This window comes from Micromonospora sp. NPDC049230, assembly GCF_040647875.1.
In the GTDB taxonomy this organism is placed as follows: domain Bacteria; phylum Actinomycetota; class Actinomycetes; order Mycobacteriales; family Micromonosporaceae; genus Micromonospora.
Map to the genome: position 1 here is coordinate 1 of NZ_JBEZCZ010000013.1, position 15,614 is coordinate 15,614.

The window sequence follows — 15,614 nt, forward strand, 5'->3', positions numbered from 1 at the left end:
CCACGCCGGGCCGCCCCTCCAGGACCGCCCGCCGCCCCCTGTCCCCGCCCCGCCCCGCCCCCCGCCCCGAGCCCCGCCCCCCGCACTCGTCGATCATGGACTTGTGGTGGCCGATGAGCGATGATTCACCCCTTTTGTGGGGCACCACAACTGCATGATCGACCCGGGCGGGGGCGGGGGGCGGGGTGGGGCAGGGCGGTGGGGTTGGGTGGGGTGGGGTGGGGTTAGCGGGGTTTTACGGAGCGGTAGTGGGTTTTGTCGGAGTTGGCCAGGCTGTAGGTCTGGGAGCGGGTCGGGCTGGGGAGCACCGCCAGGCCGGGGCGCTCGACCAGCAGCGGGGTGCCCGGTGGGACGGACAGGGAGCTGTCCCGGGTGGGTCGCCAACTGAGCACCACCAGCGGTTGACCGGGCATGGGCAGTTGGTACGCCTGCAACGGGGTGGCCCGGTCGGCGGGCGAGACGACTGGCGTGCCGCCGTCGGCCGGTCGGTAGACCACCGCGGTCATCGCGCCGGCATCGGTGTCCCAGCTGAGCTGCTGCAACTCGGCCGCCGCACCGCCGCCGAGGGCGACCTCGCCGAGCGAGCGCACCATGAGCTTCGCCATCGGCCAGGACGTCGGCACCGAGCGCGGCGCGTCCCGGTCGCCGATCCGGCGGGGGATGCTGCCGAACGGGCCCCGGTCGCCGGCCAGCACGCAGGTGTCCAGGCCGGTCAGTGCCCGCCGCCCCGTGCCGGACTCGTCGCGGATCAGGGGATAGCGCGGATCGACGGTGCCGGTGCCCAGGTCCAGCAGTCGGTCGGCGGCCCGCCCGCGGGGCAACGACTCGGTGGCTCGGAGGGTCGCGGTCACTCCGACGGCCGTGCAGGCTGGTACGTCGACCGGCGCGCTGAGGCCGTCCGCGACGGACAGCGTCCGATCCTGTGGCCCGACCAGGGTCTGCACCCGGGCGGAGACCAGGTAGCGCCGGCCGCCGGCGGTCTGTATCGGCAGCACGTCGGAGTAGACGAGGTAGCCCGGGTCGGTGTACTCGGTGGCGCGGGTCACCGCGTACCGGTCGCCGTCGCGGGTGAGTTGCAGCAGCCAGGAGGCGCTTTCGCCGGGCACGTCGGCGGCCACGATCGCCACCGGGGCGCCGTCGACCCGACCGGAGAAGAGGATGCCGGACGTGGGCAGGTGTGCGCGGTCGTCGGCCGGTGACCGCCAGTCACGGACGGCTTCGGTGACCGCTGCCGTCGCCGTGGTGTCCCGGGAGAGGTCGCCGCGCGGCGGCCACACGGCCAGCGTGCCGTCCAGGCTGTCGTACCCGACCCGCAGGTCGGCTGGCTTCCGATCGGCTATCGGACCGCACGCCGTGGTGGCCAGCAGTGCGCTCAGCAGGACGGGAACCGCCCTGCCGTACCGACGGCCTGGAGTCACCTGGCCCGCCCCCGATCGCCTCGCCGTCGCTGTCGGAAAGCGCCATAGTACGAGATGTCCGATGCGGGACCTGCGGTGGCCGTCGCCGGTGCAGCCACAGTGGAATCACCGGGGCTGGAGTGGGTTTTCCTAGCTCCGGTAGACTCCGCCGACTGTGACGCCTGCCGAGTCCCGCGCCCTGCCCGCGCCGCACCCGGAGTCGGCAGCTGGCTCCGACGAGATGGTGAGCTATCGCACTCCGGCCGGTCTCTTCGTTGGCCCTGCCGCGCTGACCAGCACCTCCACCGCGTCGACCGAGACCCAGCGCACCACCGGCCCCACCCTCGCCACCCCGGCTGAGGCCGCTGCGCCGGCTCCGGCTGAGGCCGCTGCGCCGGCTCCGGCTGAGGCCGCTGCGCCGGCTCCGGCCGAGGCCCCTCCGGCTGAGGCCGCTGCGCCGGCTGCCGTGCCGGCTCCGGCCGAGTCTGCCGAGGACGCGGCGGCGGTACCGGCACGGGCGTGGTGGCGTCGGTGGACCCGGCGGCGGCAGCACCTGGCGGTGGGCGGCCTGTTCCTGCTGGCCGCGGTCTGGGTGACCAGCCGGATCTGGTTGGACCCGTCCGGTCGGGTGGCCTCGCTCTACACCGGTGATCCGGCCCAGGTGCAGTTCTTCCTCGCCCACTCGGTACGGGTGGTGCTGCACGGCGAGTACCCGTTCTACACCGAGCAGTTCAACTATCCCGACGGCGTCAACCTGATGGCCAACACGGCGGTGCTGGCGTTGGGCATTCCGATGGTCCCGGTGACGCTGCTGTTCGGGCCGGCGGTCTCGTTCGTGGTGCTGGTGACGCTCGGCCTCGCCGGCACCGCCATGGGCTGGTACCTGATGCTCTCCCGCCACGTGGTGCGGCTCCCGCTCGCGGCGGCGGTCGGCGGCTGGTTCTGCGGGTTCTCGCCCGCGATGCTCTCGCACGCCAGTTGGCACCCGAACATCATCAGCCAGTTCCTGCTGCCGTTCATCGTCTGGCGGGTGCTGGTGCTGACCCGCTCCCGGAAGCCGGTCCGCGACGGCGCGCTGCTCGCCCTGCTGGTCGCCGTGCAGGCGTTCATCAACGAGGAGATCCTGCTCTTCACGGCGTTGGCGTGCGGCGTCTTCCTGCTGGCCGTGCTCGTGCAGGAGCCGGCCCGCTGGCGGGCGGCGTGGCGGCCCCTCGGCGCCGGTGTGGTGACCTGTGCGCTGCTGGCCGGGGCGCTGCTGGCGTACCCCCTGTACGTGCAGTTCGCCGGGCCGATGGCCTACCACGGCCTCAGCGACGCGGTGAAGGACTACGGCAACGACATCGCCGCCTTCTTCGCCCCGGGCTCGCCCACCCTCGGCGGCAACCAGCGCGCCAACATCAATCTGGCGCCGAACTACTCCGAGGAGAACGCCTTCTTCGGCTGGAGCCTGTCCATGATCGCCATCGGCATCGTGGTCTGGCTGCGCCGGGAGTTGATCATCCGGGCGCTCGCGGCGACGGGCCTGCTCTTCGCCCTGCTCTCGCTCGGCGAGCGGGTCTCCTGGTGGGACCGGGAGCTGGTCACCGGGCCGTGGCGGTGGCTGGTGCACCTGCCGCTGCTGGACGCGGTGGTGCCGACCCGGTTCGGTCTGATCACCAGCGTGGTGATCGGTCTGCTGCTCGCGCTCGCCGTCGAGCGGGCCTGGGCGTTGCGTCCCGCCGAGCGGCGTACCGTGCGGACGCTCACCGCCGCCGGCCTGGCGTTCGCGCTGCTGCCGATCGCCCCGATGCCGCTGCGGATGGTGTCTCGGCCGCCGGTGCCGGACTTCATCACCGCGGACCGTTGGCGGGCGTACGTCGGGCCGGACCAGACGCTGGTGCCGATCCCGGTGCCCAGCATGGGCAACACGCACGGCATGCGCTGGGCGGCGGCCACCAACCTCGACTTCAAGATCCCCGGCGGCTACTTCCTCGCACCTCGAAACGGCAACACCGGCGACGCGGGCCGGTTCGGGGGCCGACCCAGCGGGGTGGGCCAGATGCTGGAGGAGGTGGCGACCACCGGTCGTACGCCGAAGCTCGACGACCGGCAGCGCCGCCGATTCACCGACGAGCTGCGGCACTGGCGGGCGGCGATCCTGGTGCTGCCCGTGCGGCAACAGAACGCCGAGCCGCTGCGACGCACTGTCGAGGAGCTGGTCGGACCGGGCCGCCAGGAGTTGGACGTCTGGGTCTGGGACGTCCGGACGCTCACCGACCGTTCGGTGTGATGACCACCGGGACGACGTCGGAGACCACGTCGCCCCCGGCGGCGGCCAGCACGTCCCGGTCGGCACGGCTGCGCGACGTGCTGGTGGTGGCCGGCTACCTGGGCCTGGCCGTGGTGCTGACCAGTGCCCAGTGGGGTCATCCGTGGCGGCTGTTCCACCAGGCGGGTGACCAGATCCTCTTCGAGTGGATGTTGGCCCACGCGGCGCATGCCGTGGTCGCGGGGGAGAACCCGCTGTTCAGCGCCGGGCTGAACGCGCCCGACGGGGTCAACCTCATGGCCAACACGTCGGTGCTCGGCCTGGGTGTTCCGCTGACCCCGGTCACCCTGCTCTTCGGGTCGCAGGTGGCGTTCTGCGTGGCTGTCGTCTGCTGCCTGGCCGGCACCGCCGCCGCCTGGTACGCGCTGCTGCGCCGCCGGCTGGTCACCAGCCGCTGCGCGGCGGCGATCGGCGGGCTGGTCTGCGGCTTCGCCCCGGGCATGGTCGCCCAGGCGAGCGCCCACCTGCACATCGCCGCACAGTTCCTGGTGCCCGCGATCCTCGCCCTGGTGTTCCGGCCCACCCGGGCCGCCGAGCACCGGCCTGGCGGCACGGTCGCCGAGCACCGCACCAGCGCCGTGTGGCGGCCCGGTGTCGGCCTCGGACTGCTGCTCGTCTGGCAGGTCTTCGTCGGTGAGGAGGTGCTGGTCTTCCTCGCGCTCGCGGCCGGGGTGTTCGCGCTGGGCTACGCGCTCGCCGACGCCGAGGCCGCCCGACGGCTCGCACCGGCCCTCGTCCGCCGGCTCGCGGTGGCGGCCGGGGTGGCGGCGGTGCTGTTGGCGTACCCGCTGTGGTTCCAGTTCCACGGCCCGCAGCACTACTCGGGGATGGCGTTCGACACGCACGGCTTCCAGTTGGACGCCGCCTCGTTTACCGCGTCGGCCCGGCAGACGGTCCTCGGCGACGACTGGCTGCCGGGGCTGCTGTCGCCCAACCCGACCGAGGAGAACTCGTTCTTCGGCCCGGGGCTGTTGGTGCTCGCCGTGGTGATCGTGATCTGGCAGTGGCGCCGACCGCTGGTCCGGGCACTGGGCGGGTGTGGCCTGGTCTTCGCCCTGCTCTCGCTCGGCACCGAGGTGCGGGTGGACGGCACCGCGACCGGCATCGGAGGGCCGTACCGGCTGGTCGCCGGGCTGCCACTGCTGGACCTCGCCGTGCCGGCCCGGTTCGCGCTGGTCTGCGTACCGGTGCTCGGTGTGTTGGTGGCGCTCTCCCTGGACCGGGTCCGCACCGCGCGCGGGCCGGCGCCGGGCCTGCCGGTGCGGTTGCTGTGGGCCGGCGCGGTCGCCGCCGCGTTGCTGCCTCTGGCTCCGACGCCGATCCGGGTGGTGCCTGTCGCGCCGGTGCCGGCGTTCGTCGCCGACGGCGGCTGGCGTGCGCTGGTGCCGCCCGGCCGGACCGTGGTCGGGGTGCCCCCGGTCACCGGTGCCGGGCGCAGCGCGGTGATGCTCTGGTCGGCGCGTACCGGTCTGGCGTTCCCCGCGCCGGGTGGTTACTTCATCGGCCCCAGTGGCCCGGACGACCCGGCGGCCCGCTGGGGGGCGCCGGACCGGCCCACGTCGGTGCTGTTACGTCGGGTGGCCGAGTCCGGCACGGTGCCGGTGCTCGGCGACGCCGACCGCGACCAGGCCGTCGAGGATCTGCGGCACTGGCGCGCCGCGCTTGTCGTGCTCGGCCGACTGGACCATGGTGACCCGGTCCGCCGGACCGTCGACGATCTGCTCGGTCCGGGTCGACCTGTCGACGGCGGGTGGGTGTGGGACGTCCGGGACCGCGTCGGTTAGTCAGCCCACCAGGGCGCGGACGTCCCAGACCCAGACGTCGTCGACCCGCCGGGGTGGCCCGATCAGGCCGGTGACCAGCTCACGCAGCACCGCCTCGCGGGGGTGCGCCCCGAGCACCACCACCGACGCCCGCCAGAACCGCAGGTCCTCGACGGCCTGGCGGCGGTTCTCCTCGGTGAGCGCCGGGACGGCGTTCTTGTCCATGGTGGAGTAGACGAGGGTGCTGGTGGGCCGGTTCGGCGCACCGAAGACACCCTCACCCAGCTCGTTCGGCCCGATGAAGTAGCCGCCCGGGACGGGGAACTCCTGCCCGGTCAGCGCACTCCAACGCAGCGTCGGCAGGCCGTGCACGTTGCTCGGGATCGGCACCGGCACCAGGGTCCGGCCCGCCGGCACGTACTGTCGCCAACCGCCCGCGGTGATGAAGTGCGGCGGCGGGTCGATCTGCTGGGCGGGCAGCGGTCGGGGCAGCAGCGGCAGCACGGCGAGGGTGACCGCCGCGTACCCCACCGGGCGCAGCCACCGACGGCGCGCCGCGACCGGCGCGGGTGCGGCCGGGTCGTCGGACGTCGCCGGGGTCGGCTCGTCGACGCGCTGGGCCGGCACCCGCGCCGGGTCGGCGACCGCGCGCCCCTGGCGGTGCGCGGCGTCCCAGGTCAACGCCAGCAGTACGCCCACCGCGGCGGCGACCACGAGCGTCAGCCGGGTCGGCATCATCATCTCGACGAGCGGCAGGTCGTCCGGCACGTACGACCACGGGCCACGCACTGTGGTCTCCACACCGTCGAAGCGCACCATCGGCCCGATCGCGGCCACTGTGAACACCACGATCAGCACCGCGACGATCCGCGTGACGAGCGACCGGCGCACGAGCAGGACCAGGGACACCAGCGAGAGCAGCACCAGCGGCCAACCGAACCAGGTGTTCTGCTCGGTCAGCCCGATCGTCTGCTCCACCGCCGGGTCACCGGCCCAGGTGTCCCGGGCGAAGGTGACGAAGGCCATCAGGTCCTCGCCCCAGTTGTGGAAGACGCCGCCCTGCAACCCCCGGTAGGACTGCGGGCCGTTGAACTGGAACCAGATCGGGTACGCCGCGAGCACCAGGGCCAGCCCACCGGCGACCCCGAGCCCGGCCGCGAACGTGCCGGCGGCGGCCCAGGCGGCGCGTGGCCGCTGCGCGGCGTACGCCAGCACGACGACCAGGCAGGCCAGCGCGGTGAGCAGCAACATCTCCTCGTTGATGAAGATCTGGTACGTCACCAGCGCGCCGAGCACCAGCCCGTTGCGCCGCCACCGGCCCGGCTCGGCGAGGCGCAGCACCCGCACCACGATCAGTGGCAACAGGAAGTTGGACACGAAGTTGGGCTGACCGTTGGCGTGGTGGATGATTCCCGGCGCGAAGCCGAGGAACGCGCCGCCGACGAACGCCGCCGCCCGGGAACGCACCAGGTGGCGGGAGAGCATCCAGTACCCGGTGCCGGCGGTGGCCGCCAGCGCCGCGCCCAGGTAGAGCGCGTACATCACCTGGGGGCCGAACAGCATGGTCAGCGGGGCCAGCGGCAGGGTCACCCCGAGCAGCGAGGTGTTGGCCATCATGTTCACGCCGTCCGGGGCGTTCTGCCGGGCCGTGAACAGCGGGTTCTCCAGGTGCCGCACCGAGTACGCGCCGTGCGCGAACAACCACTCGAACCAGCTGTGGTCGGTGGGCAGGTGCGAGGAGACCCGGCCGGTGACGTCACCCCAGTAGTTGAGGCAGACGAAGATGCCCAGCAGCACATAGGCTCCGAGTGCCAACAGGTCGGCTCGGGCCGGGCGGCGTCGGGGCCGCCGTGTCGGCTCGACCTCGGCCGGGTCGGCATCGGTTACGGGATTCAGCGAAGGGTCTACCACCGGCACAGCCACGACGCGCCATCGTACAGGCGCGGGTCCGTCGCTTTTGCCGGCCCGGTGCGCTCACGGTCGGTTTGCCGGACGTCACCCGACGGCCAGCACGGCGCGATCACGGAGGGACGGTCGTTGTCGATCATCGAGCTGGGTGAGATCGGGGACGAGTCGACGACCGGTCCGCCGGTCCGCCGGCCCCGCGCCGCCGGCCGCCCGGTGCGCGGCGCCGCCGTGCTGCTGCTCACTCTGGTGTTGCTGGCCGGCGCGACACCGCAGCCGCGACGGACGATGACAGTGGTGCCGGCGTCGCGGGCGGACTCCGCCTTCCTCACCGCGGACGGCGTCATCGTCATCGACCCGCCGACACCCGATGGGGACCGGCACCTGACCGTGTACGCCCGGTCGGCACCGAACGGCGCCGGTGCGCGGTGGCGTGCGTCGGTGCCCCGCGGCGACGACTACCTCGGCGTCCGGGTCGAGCGGGGGCTGGTGCTGGCCACGAGTGTGGATGCCGAGGAGGGGGTGATCGAGACCACCGCCTTCGACGCCGAGACGGGCCAGCAGCGGTGGCGGCATGGGGGTGCCCCCGTGCCGATCGCCGACGGCGGGCTGCTGCTGACGGACGTCCGCCAGAGTGGGGCGGACCGGATGAGCCGGATCGAGCCCGACACCGGCCGGGTGCGCTGGTCGGTGCCGCTGCTGTCGCCGAGCGGCCCCGGCTTCCACGTGACCGACGGTCGGATCGACAGGTTCGTGCTGGTGCAACCCAGCGGCGAGGTCCAGGTGCACGACGCCGACAGCGGTCGCCTGCTGCGCGGCGTCGACACGCTGCCCGGCGACCCGCCGGTGTTCCAGCGGGTCCAGGTCGTCGACGATCTGCTGCTGCTCCTCACACCCGGGGACGTCCCGAGGGTGGTGGCCTACGGGCTGGCCGAGCTGGAGCACCGGTGGACGGCTCAGGTGTCTCCGGTGTCGTTCGTGGTCGGCTGTGCCCACCTGCTCTGCGTGTCGGAGCAGGACGGCAGCCTCCAGGTCCTCGATCCGGCCACCGGCGTGGTGCGCTGGTCGGACCCGGGCCGGGAGTTGCTTGCCGACATACGCGGCGACTGGCTGCTGATGGCCGGCCTCGGCCGGCAGTACGCGGTGCGCGACGCGGCGACCGGGCGAACGCGCACCGAGCTGGGCGAGTGGGACCTGCTGCCGGTGCTCCGGCGCGACGATCCGCTGGTCGGGCTGCGGCACGGCGACGACGGCCGGCTGGTCGTCGCCGAACTGGACCTGGCGGCCGGCCGGGCGCGAATCCTCGACGTGCTGCCGGACATCGCGGGCGGTTGCCAGACGTCGCTACCGATCCTGCTCTGCCAGCGTCTCGACGGCTCCACCGCGCTGTGGCGGTTGCGAACGTGACCGGCGCGGTGATCGACCTCGGTGAGCTCCGGCACGGCCCGGATCGGGAGCCGCTGCCCCGTCCGCCCCGCGCGTCCGGTCGGCCGTTGCGCTGTGCGCTGGTCCTGCTGCTCGTGCTGGCCACGCTCGTCTCCGCCACCGTGCCGCCGCGCCGCCCGGCCGCGGTGACGGTGCCCGCACAGCTCGCCGCCGAGACGCTGCTCACCGCCGACCTGTTCGTGGTGCTCGACCCGGACCCGGAGCAGCCGACGCGGCGGCGGATGAGCGCCTTCCGGTTGCCCGACGGCACGTTGCTCTGGCAGACCGTGGTGCCGGTGCAGGGCCGCAACTGGGGGATCATGGTGGCGGGCGGGACCCTGCTGCTCACTGTCTACGAGGCGCTGCCGCCCGAGGGGAGCATCCTGACCCTGGCGTTCGACCGGAAGACCGGGGCGTACCGCTGGCAGCAGCCGGGCCGCCCCGACCCGCTGGCCGACGGCAACGTGTTGCTACAGTCCGGCGCCGACAAGGAGCCGGTCAGCCTGCGCGCGGTCGATGCCTGCTGCGGCACCGTGCGCTGGCAGCTGCCCGACGCCGCCGAGTACGTCAGCCTCCGGCACCACGCAAGCGGAGTGGACCGGGTGATCCTGCACCGCAGGAACGGGTTCACCGAGGTGCACGACGCGATCACCGGCACGGAGCTGGCCCGGGCCAACCTGCGCCCACCCGACGGCGGGTCGTTCGAGACCGTGCAGGTGGTGAACGATCTCCTGCTGACCACCCGTCCGATGCCGCCCACGATCACCGCCTACGGGCTGGACCGGCTGGACCAGCGCTGGAGCACCGCCATGACCGAGCCGATCGACGTCGTCGACGACTGTGGTCCCGTCCTGTGTCCGCAGAGACACGGGGGCGGGCTGTGGGGGGTCGATCGCGCGACCGGCCAGGTGCGCTGGCGCAGCGACGGCTGGGCGTGGGTCTTCCCGTACGACGGGCGGGTGGTGGCCATCCCGACGAGCAGCCTGCGCACCCTCACGCAGCAGTTCGTCGTGCTCGATCCGCTGACCGGCCGGAAGCTGGCCGACCTGGGCGGGTGGGAGTTGGCCCAGTTCGACATCGACGGCCCGCTTGTCGGCATCCGTCCGCACCCGGACGGCAGGATGGTCGTCGCGGAGTTGGACGTCCGCGCCGGGGAGGCCCGTGCACGGGACGTGCTCGCGAACACCGCCGGAAACTGCCAGGCGGTCGTCGGCCTCCTGCTCTGCCAGTCGGTGGACGGCTCGTACCGGCTGTTCCGGATGCCGCGGTGACCGGCCCGGTGATCGACCTCGGTGAGCTGCGGCCCGGCCCGGAGCCGGACGCCGCGCCGTTGTCCCGCCCACCCCGCGCCCACGGCCGACCGCTGCGCTGCGCGCTGGCCCTGCTGCTCGTGCTGGCCACAGTCGCCGCCGCAGCCGCGCCGCCGCCGGGGCGGGCCGTGGTGACGGTGCCCGCCCAGGCCGGCGCCGACGTGCTCGTCGACGGCGACCTGATCCTGGTGATCAACCCGGTCACCGCTCAGGCGCCGCAGTGGCGGCTCGCCGCCTTCCGGCTGGCCGACGGCGAGCCGGTCTGGGACGTGGCGCTGCCCGGGCAGGCCCGCTCCTGGGGGATTGTGCCGAAGAACGGAATGCTGCTGCTCAACGGCTACGAGATCGGCGCGGACCCGCGGGCCAGCCTCACCGTGGCGCTGGACCGGGCCACCGGGGCGTACCGCTGGCAGCAGCCGGACACCCCCGTCGAGCTGGCCGACGGCACCCTGCTGCTGCGCTCCAACGGTGAGGTAGAGCCGGTCCGGCTGCGGTCTGTCGATCCCTGCTGTGGCACCGTGCGCTGGCAGGTGACCGCCCCCGCCGTCGGCGTCGACGCGCAGGTCGCCGGCGAGAAGGCGGAGCGGCTGGTGTTCACCGACGTGCGGGGGCCGGTCGAGGTGCGCGACACGCGGACCGGCGCGGTGCTGGTGCGCGCCGACCTGCGCCCACCCGGCGGCAGGCCCCTCGCGTACGTGCAGGTGGTGGACGACCTGGTGCTGGCCGTCGGTGGGGAACCGAAGACGATCACCGCCTACGGGCTGGACCGGCTGGACCGGCGCTGGAGCACCACGGCGGGCGAGGTCGACATCGTCCACGGCTGCGGCAGCGTCCTGTGTCTGCGCACCCGCTCCGCCGGGCTGTGGGCTGTCGATCCCGCGACCGGCGAGGTGCGCTGGCGCAGCGACCGCTGGATGTGGGCCTGGCCGTCCGGTGGCCGGCTGCTGTCCAGCGTGATCAGCAGCGGTCCGGTAGGGCAGTTCTTCGTCATCGACGCGCTGACCGGCCAGGAGCTGGCCGACCTGGGCCGGTGGGAGCTGTACGACGTCGACACCCGTGGCCGGCTGCTCGGCGTCCGTCCGCATCCCGACGGCGGGGCGCTGGTCGGGGAGCTGGACGTCCGCGCCGGCCGGACGCGCATCGTGGACGTGCTGCCGGAGGCCACCGGGCATTGCCAGGCGATCGACGGGCGCCTGCTGTGCTCCGGCACCGGCGGCACGTACCGGATCTGGCAGTTGCGCGACTGACCACCCGTCGGCCCGGACGGGCCGGCGAGGGACGATGGTTGCCGGCTGGCACTAGGTTGTCGGTGGTCAGCAGCGAGGAGGCCGGGATGCGGGTACTTGTGGTGGAGGACGAGCGCAACCTCGCCGACGCGATCGCCCGCGGGTTGCGCAAGCGGGGGATGGCTGTCGACGTGGCGTACGACGGCGACGCCGGCCACGAGGCGGCGTTCGTCACCCGGTACGACGTGGTGGTGCTCGACCGCGACCTGCCCGGCGTGCACGGTGACCAGATCTGCGCGGACCTGGCCGCCTCCGGCGCGCTGACCCGGGTGCTGATGCTCACCGCGAGCGGCACCGTCGCCGACCGGGTGGAGGGGTTGCAGATCGGCGCGGACGACTACCTGTCCAAACCGTTCGCGTTCGACGAGTTGGTCGCCCGGGTGCAGGCGCTGGGCCGGCGGGCCACCCCGGCCGCGCCGCCGGTGCTCGAACTGGCCGACCTGGTGCTCGACCCGGCCCGCCGGGTGGCCACCCGCGCCGGGGTGCCGGTCGACCTGACCAACAAGGAGTTCGGGGTGCTCAGCGAGTTACTCAAGGCGCGCGGCGCTGTGGTTTCCAGTGAGGAGCTGCTGGAACGGGTCTGGGACGCGAACACCGACCCGTTCACCACGATCGTCCGCGTCACCGTGATGACGCTGCGCAAGAAGCTCGGTGACCCGCCGCTGATCGAGACAGTGGTGGGCGCGGGCTACCGCACGGCCGAGGTGGGCGCGTGAGCCGCCGGGTGCGGCCCACCCTGCGGTTGCGGCTGACGCTGCTCAACGGCGTGCTGCTGGTCGGCGCGGGAGCGATCCTGGTGCTGCTGGCCTGGCTGCTGGTCCGCGACGCGCTGCGCCCCACCGACGAGCTGCTGCCCGGCACGACGGTGCTGCTCTCCGACGGCGGGCGGATGGACGCGGCCGAGTGGCAGCGGCGACTTGTCGACGCCGCGTCCGGGGAGCTGCTGGCCAAGGGTCTGGTCGCGCTCCTGGCGATCAGCGTGGTCGGGGTGGCCGGCGCGTACGCGGTGGCGGGTCGGGCGCTGCGCCCGCTGCACCAGGTCACCGCGACCGCACAGCGCCTCGGTGAGGCCACCCTGGACCAGCGGATCGGCTACTCGGGCGCCGACGACGAGGTGGCCGAGTTGGCCAAGACGTTCGACGCCATGCTGGACCGGATCGCGTCCGCGTTCGAGGCACAGAAGCGTTTCGTGGCGAACGCCTCGCACGAGCTGCGGACTCCGCTGGCCGTGATGCGCACCGAGATCGACGTGACGCTCAGCGACGACGACGCGGATGCCGCCGAGTACCGCCGGATGGCGACAGTGGTCCGGGACGCGTCCGAGCGGGCCAACGGCCTGGTGGACGCGCTGCTGGTGTTGGCCCGCAGCGAGGCGCAGGCCGGGCGGCAGCTGGGCCGGCGTACCGAGTGTGACCTCTCGGCGGGCACCGCCAACGCGTTGTCGGCGATGCGCCGCGAGGTGGAACGGATCGGCCTGCGGGTGCAGGCGTCACTGGAGTCCGCCCCGGTCGTGGGTGACCCGGGGCTGCTGGACCGGTTGGCCGGCAACCTGATCGAGAACGCGGTTCGCTACAACCACCTGCACGGCCGGCTCTGGGTGCGTACCGGCACCGATGGCCACCGGTCCTGGCTGGTGGTCGGCAACACCGGGTTCGAGGTGGACCAGGCCGACGTGCCGGGGCTGTTCGAGCCGTTCCGGCGTGGCGGCCGGGAACGCACCGGGGCCCGCGGGTCCGGCCTCGGCCTGTCCATCGTCCGGGCGGTCTGCACCGCGCACGGCGGCACGGTACGCGTCATCGCACAGCCCGGCGGTGGCCTGGAGGTCACTGTCACGCTGCCCTCGGCCGACGCCCCGGCGGTCAACGGCTCGGTGCCCACCGTCGGCTGAACGGGGTTGCGTGCAGCGCTCGGTCGCTGGCAAGATCACCGCGTCAGCCCAAGAAACGAAGGGGGGTGCGTCGATGTCCACCAATCATGACTCCGCACCCCGGGTCTGCGCCGGCTGACTCCCGGAAGCGGAGCGTCCCATCCCGCTTGGAGGGAACACCCGTGTATCCACGGATCCGCAACATCAGTTTCGACTGCCACGACACGTACGCCCTGGCTGGCTTCTGGGCCGCCGTGCTCGGGTACGCCCGACACTCCGACGACGCCCCGGGTGACCCGGAGGCGGCCCTGCTGCCGTCGGACGACGCCACCCCGAACCTGTTCTTCCAAGAGGTGCCGGAAGACAAGGTGACGAAGAACCGGCTCCACATCTGCCTGGAACCTCTCGACCGGACCAGAGATGAGGAGGTCGAACGGGTGCTCGGCCTCGGTGCCACGGTGGTCACCGACCATCGGAACGCCGATGGCACGGGCTGGGCGGTGCTCGCCGACCCGGAGGGCAACGAGTTCTGCGTGCTCGGCAACGTTGCCGAGCGGAGGGCGGCCGCGGCGGCGCGGGCCGCGGCGGAAGACAACAGACCGGCCTGACCGCCGGCGTGTGGCCCGGGGCTCCGGCGACCTTCGGGTGTCGGGGCCCCGGCACCACTACGGGTCGGGATTCGTTGCTGATCCTCCCGATCGGTGACGAGGTGTTCCGTGTGCTCCTGGCAGATCCGGCGCTGCTTCGCGAGCCGGCGTTTGCTCATGATCGACAGGGGCGGCGGGGCAGGCGGCGATGGTGTTAGATGAGCGGCCACAGCGAGCCAACGAAGGGCGTGGGCAGATGGACACGAAGGCGACCGAGCCGGTGCGGGCGTACCTCACCGCGACCGGCGAGCGGCTTCGGGCCGACGGCTGCGAGGTGCGGACCGAGGACTGGGGCGGCGTACCGGTGCTGATCGGCCACCGGGGTGACTTCCGGATGCGGTGGATGGCGACAAAGCTGCACCTGTTCACTGTCGCCGCGCCGGCGACGCACGTCACGGCGGACGCCCTGCAGGGGTTCACCGCCACGGCGATGGACTACGTGCTGGCCCGCAAGGGGCAGCTGCGCGGCTTTCAGAACGGCGTGGCGGTGTTCCCCGCCCTGGTCGGCACCCAGGTCGAGCCGGCTGCCTCGGCGTGGGCGCAGGGCGGCCAGCAGGTGAAGTTCGCCGCGGTGGCCCGACCCGTGGCGGTGGAGGTCGGCAGCGGCACGGCCAGCGCCTACCGCGGCAACCCGGTGCTCGGCTTCATCTACGCGGCCCACCTGCGGAGCAAGCTGAACGCGTACTTCCCGGTGGCCGGAGCCTGAGCGGTACGGCACGGGGCCCGGGCCACCCTGAGGTGGCCGGGCCCCGGTCGTCGTACGGCTCAGGAGCGCTGCTCGACCTGGCCCCGAATGGTGGTGAACTCGGCCTCCACCTGCTTGGCGGTCTTGAAGTAGACCACCACCATGCCCAGGCTGCCGCGGTCGGCCCAGACGCAGACGCCCAACGGGATGTTCCCGGCGGCCTTGCCGTCGCCGCACTTCGCGTCGCCGCCGAGCGGGCCGGCCTCGACCGACGCCATGTTTGTCACGGTCAGCTCGGTGGAGAGCCCGTTGACGGCGTCGTCCAGTTCCTTCTTCGGGTCCGTCATCAGACCGGACACCGCGGCGATCATGACGAGGTCCTGCTTGGTCGGGTCGCCGTAGAACGCGCCGACCGTGCTGGTCTCGTTCTGCACCTCGGACTTCATGTCGTTGACCAACTTGTCGGCGGCCAACTGCAGCTGCGGATCGGTGATCTTCGGCCGGCCGGCGAGGGTCGCCGGCGCGACCACCCGGGTCTTGGTGGCGTCGACGACGTCGCCCACGTCCTTCCTGATCGCGAACCAGGTGATCGCCGCCCCGCCGAGGCAGAGCACCAGCACGACCGCCAGCACGATCAGCACGATCTTGCCGACGTTCGACTTCTTCGCCGGCGGCGGGCCCGCGAACTGGCCGGGAGCGCCGTACGGCTGACCCGGCTGCGCGGGCGGGAACCCCTGCTGCTGCGGCGGCGGCCACGCACCGGCCTGCTGCGGCTGGCCCGGGTACTGGGGCTGGCCGGGCTGCTGCGGCTGGCCCGGCTGCTGGCCCGGGTACTGCGGCTGGCCCGGCTGCTGGGGTGGATTGGAGGAATCGTGCGGCGGGCCGTACGGGGTGGCCGGCGGCTGAGACATCAGTTAGCTCCAAGTCAGGGGTGCAAAGCGCGTGATCCTAACCCGGTGCGGCTACCGGTGACGCCCCGCGTGGGTCCACCCGGACGGCCAGGGTGATCACAAACGGTCGC

General features: G+C 73.0%; 12 protein-coding genes. 9 read left to right on the forward strand and 3 right to left on the reverse strand.

The window, feature by feature from the left end:
* Positions 1 to 224 precede the first annotated feature (224 nt).
* Positions 225 to 1,379 (reverse strand): hypothetical protein, encoded by a 1,155-nt coding sequence (locus AB0A95_RS13840; protein WP_357556186.1) that lies wholly within the window; start codon positions 1,377 to 1,379, stop codon positions 225 to 227.
* A 193-nt stretch (positions 1,380 to 1,572) separates the two neighbouring features.
* Here AB0A95_RS13840 and AB0A95_RS13845 point away from each other — a divergent pair, with 193 nt between their 5' ends.
* Together AB0A95_RS13845 and AB0A95_RS13850 are read left to right on the forward strand one after the other, a co-directional pair.
* A complete protein-coding gene (locus AB0A95_RS13845; RefSeq protein WP_357556038.1) occupies positions 1,573 to 3,666 on the forward strand; it encodes a hypothetical protein in 2,094 nt (697 codons plus the stop codon).
* Positions 3,666 to 5,489 carry a hypothetical protein gene (locus AB0A95_RS13850; protein ID WP_357556039.1) on the forward strand — a complete coding sequence of 608 codons (1,824 nt, stop codon included), beginning with the start codon at positions 3,666 to 3,668 and terminating at the stop codon, positions 5,487 to 5,489. The genes AB0A95_RS13845 and AB0A95_RS13850 overlap by 1 nt, the downstream gene beginning before the upstream one ends.
* Here the strand turns inward: AB0A95_RS13850 and AB0A95_RS13855 are convergent, their stop codons facing one another.
* Complete coding sequence (locus AB0A95_RS13855) at positions 5,490 to 7,379, reverse strand: hypothetical protein (RefSeq protein ID WP_357556187.1); 1,890 nt, start codon at positions 7,377 to 7,379, stop codon at positions 5,490 to 5,492.
* A 126-nt stretch (positions 7,380 to 7,505) separates the two neighbouring features.
* Between AB0A95_RS13855 and AB0A95_RS13860 the strand changes: the two genes are divergently transcribed.
* From AB0A95_RS13860 to AB0A95_RS13890, 7 genes are all read left to right on the forward strand, one after another.
* Positions 7,506 to 8,780, forward strand: coding sequence for a PQQ-binding-like beta-propeller repeat protein (locus AB0A95_RS13860; protein WP_357556040.1), 1,275 nt, complete (start codon positions 7,506 to 7,508; stop codon positions 8,778 to 8,780).
* A complete protein-coding gene (locus AB0A95_RS13865; protein WP_357556041.1) occupies positions 8,777 to 10,069 on the forward strand; it encodes a PQQ-binding-like beta-propeller repeat protein in 1,293 nt (430 codons plus the stop codon). The genes AB0A95_RS13860 and AB0A95_RS13865 overlap by 4 nt, the downstream gene beginning before the upstream one ends.
* Entirely contained in the window at positions 10,066 to 11,355 is a 1,290-nt protein-coding gene (locus AB0A95_RS13870; protein ID WP_357556042.1) for a PQQ-binding-like beta-propeller repeat protein, read from the forward strand. The genes AB0A95_RS13865 and AB0A95_RS13870 overlap by 4 nt, the downstream gene beginning before the upstream one ends.
* An 86-nt stretch (positions 11,356 to 11,441) precedes the next feature.
* Positions 11,442 to 12,110, forward strand: coding sequence for a response regulator transcription factor (locus AB0A95_RS13875; protein WP_357070407.1), 669 nt, complete (start codon positions 11,442 to 11,444; stop codon positions 12,108 to 12,110).
* Positions 12,107 to 13,282, forward strand: a complete 1,176-nt coding sequence (locus tag AB0A95_RS13880; protein WP_357556043.1) for a HAMP domain-containing sensor histidine kinase — start codon at positions 12,107 to 12,109, stop codon at positions 13,280 to 13,282. Before AB0A95_RS13875 ends, AB0A95_RS13880 begins: the two co-directional genes overlap by 4 nt.
* 161 nt (positions 13,283 to 13,443) lie before the next feature.
* Positions 13,444 to 13,869, forward strand: a complete 426-nt coding sequence (locus tag AB0A95_RS13885; RefSeq protein ID WP_357556044.1) for a VOC family protein — start codon at positions 13,444 to 13,446, stop codon at positions 13,867 to 13,869.
* 235 nt (positions 13,870 to 14,104) lie between these two features.
* On the forward strand, positions 14,105 to 14,614 hold the full coding sequence (locus AB0A95_RS13890) for a levansucrase (RefSeq protein WP_357556045.1): 510 nt from the start codon (positions 14,105 to 14,107) through the stop codon (positions 14,612 to 14,614).
* 59 nt (positions 14,615 to 14,673) lie between these two features.
* Here AB0A95_RS13890 and AB0A95_RS13895 read toward each other — a convergent pair whose 3' ends face one another.
* Complete coding sequence (locus tag AB0A95_RS13895; protein ID WP_357556046.1) at positions 14,674 to 15,504, reverse strand: hypothetical protein; 831 nt, start codon at positions 15,502 to 15,504, stop codon at positions 14,674 to 14,676.
* Positions 15,505 to 15,614 lie beyond the last annotated feature (110 nt).

Coding starts and splice junctions, on each gene's coding strand:
- AB0A95_RS13850 (WP_357556039.1), top strand. CDS start 3,666: ATGACCACCGGGACGACGTCGGAGACCACGTCGCCCCCGGCGGCGGCC.
- AB0A95_RS13875 (WP_357070407.1), top strand. CDS start 11,442: ATGCGGGTACTTGTGGTGGAGGACGAGCGCAACCTCGCCGACGCGATC.
- AB0A95_RS13890 (WP_357556045.1), top strand. CDS start 14,105: ATGGACACGAAGGCGACCGAGCCGGTGCGGGCGTACCTCACCGCGACC.
- AB0A95_RS13895 (WP_357556046.1), bottom strand. CDS start 15,504: ATGTCTCAGCCGCCGGCCACCCCGTACGGCCCGCCGCACGATTCCTCC.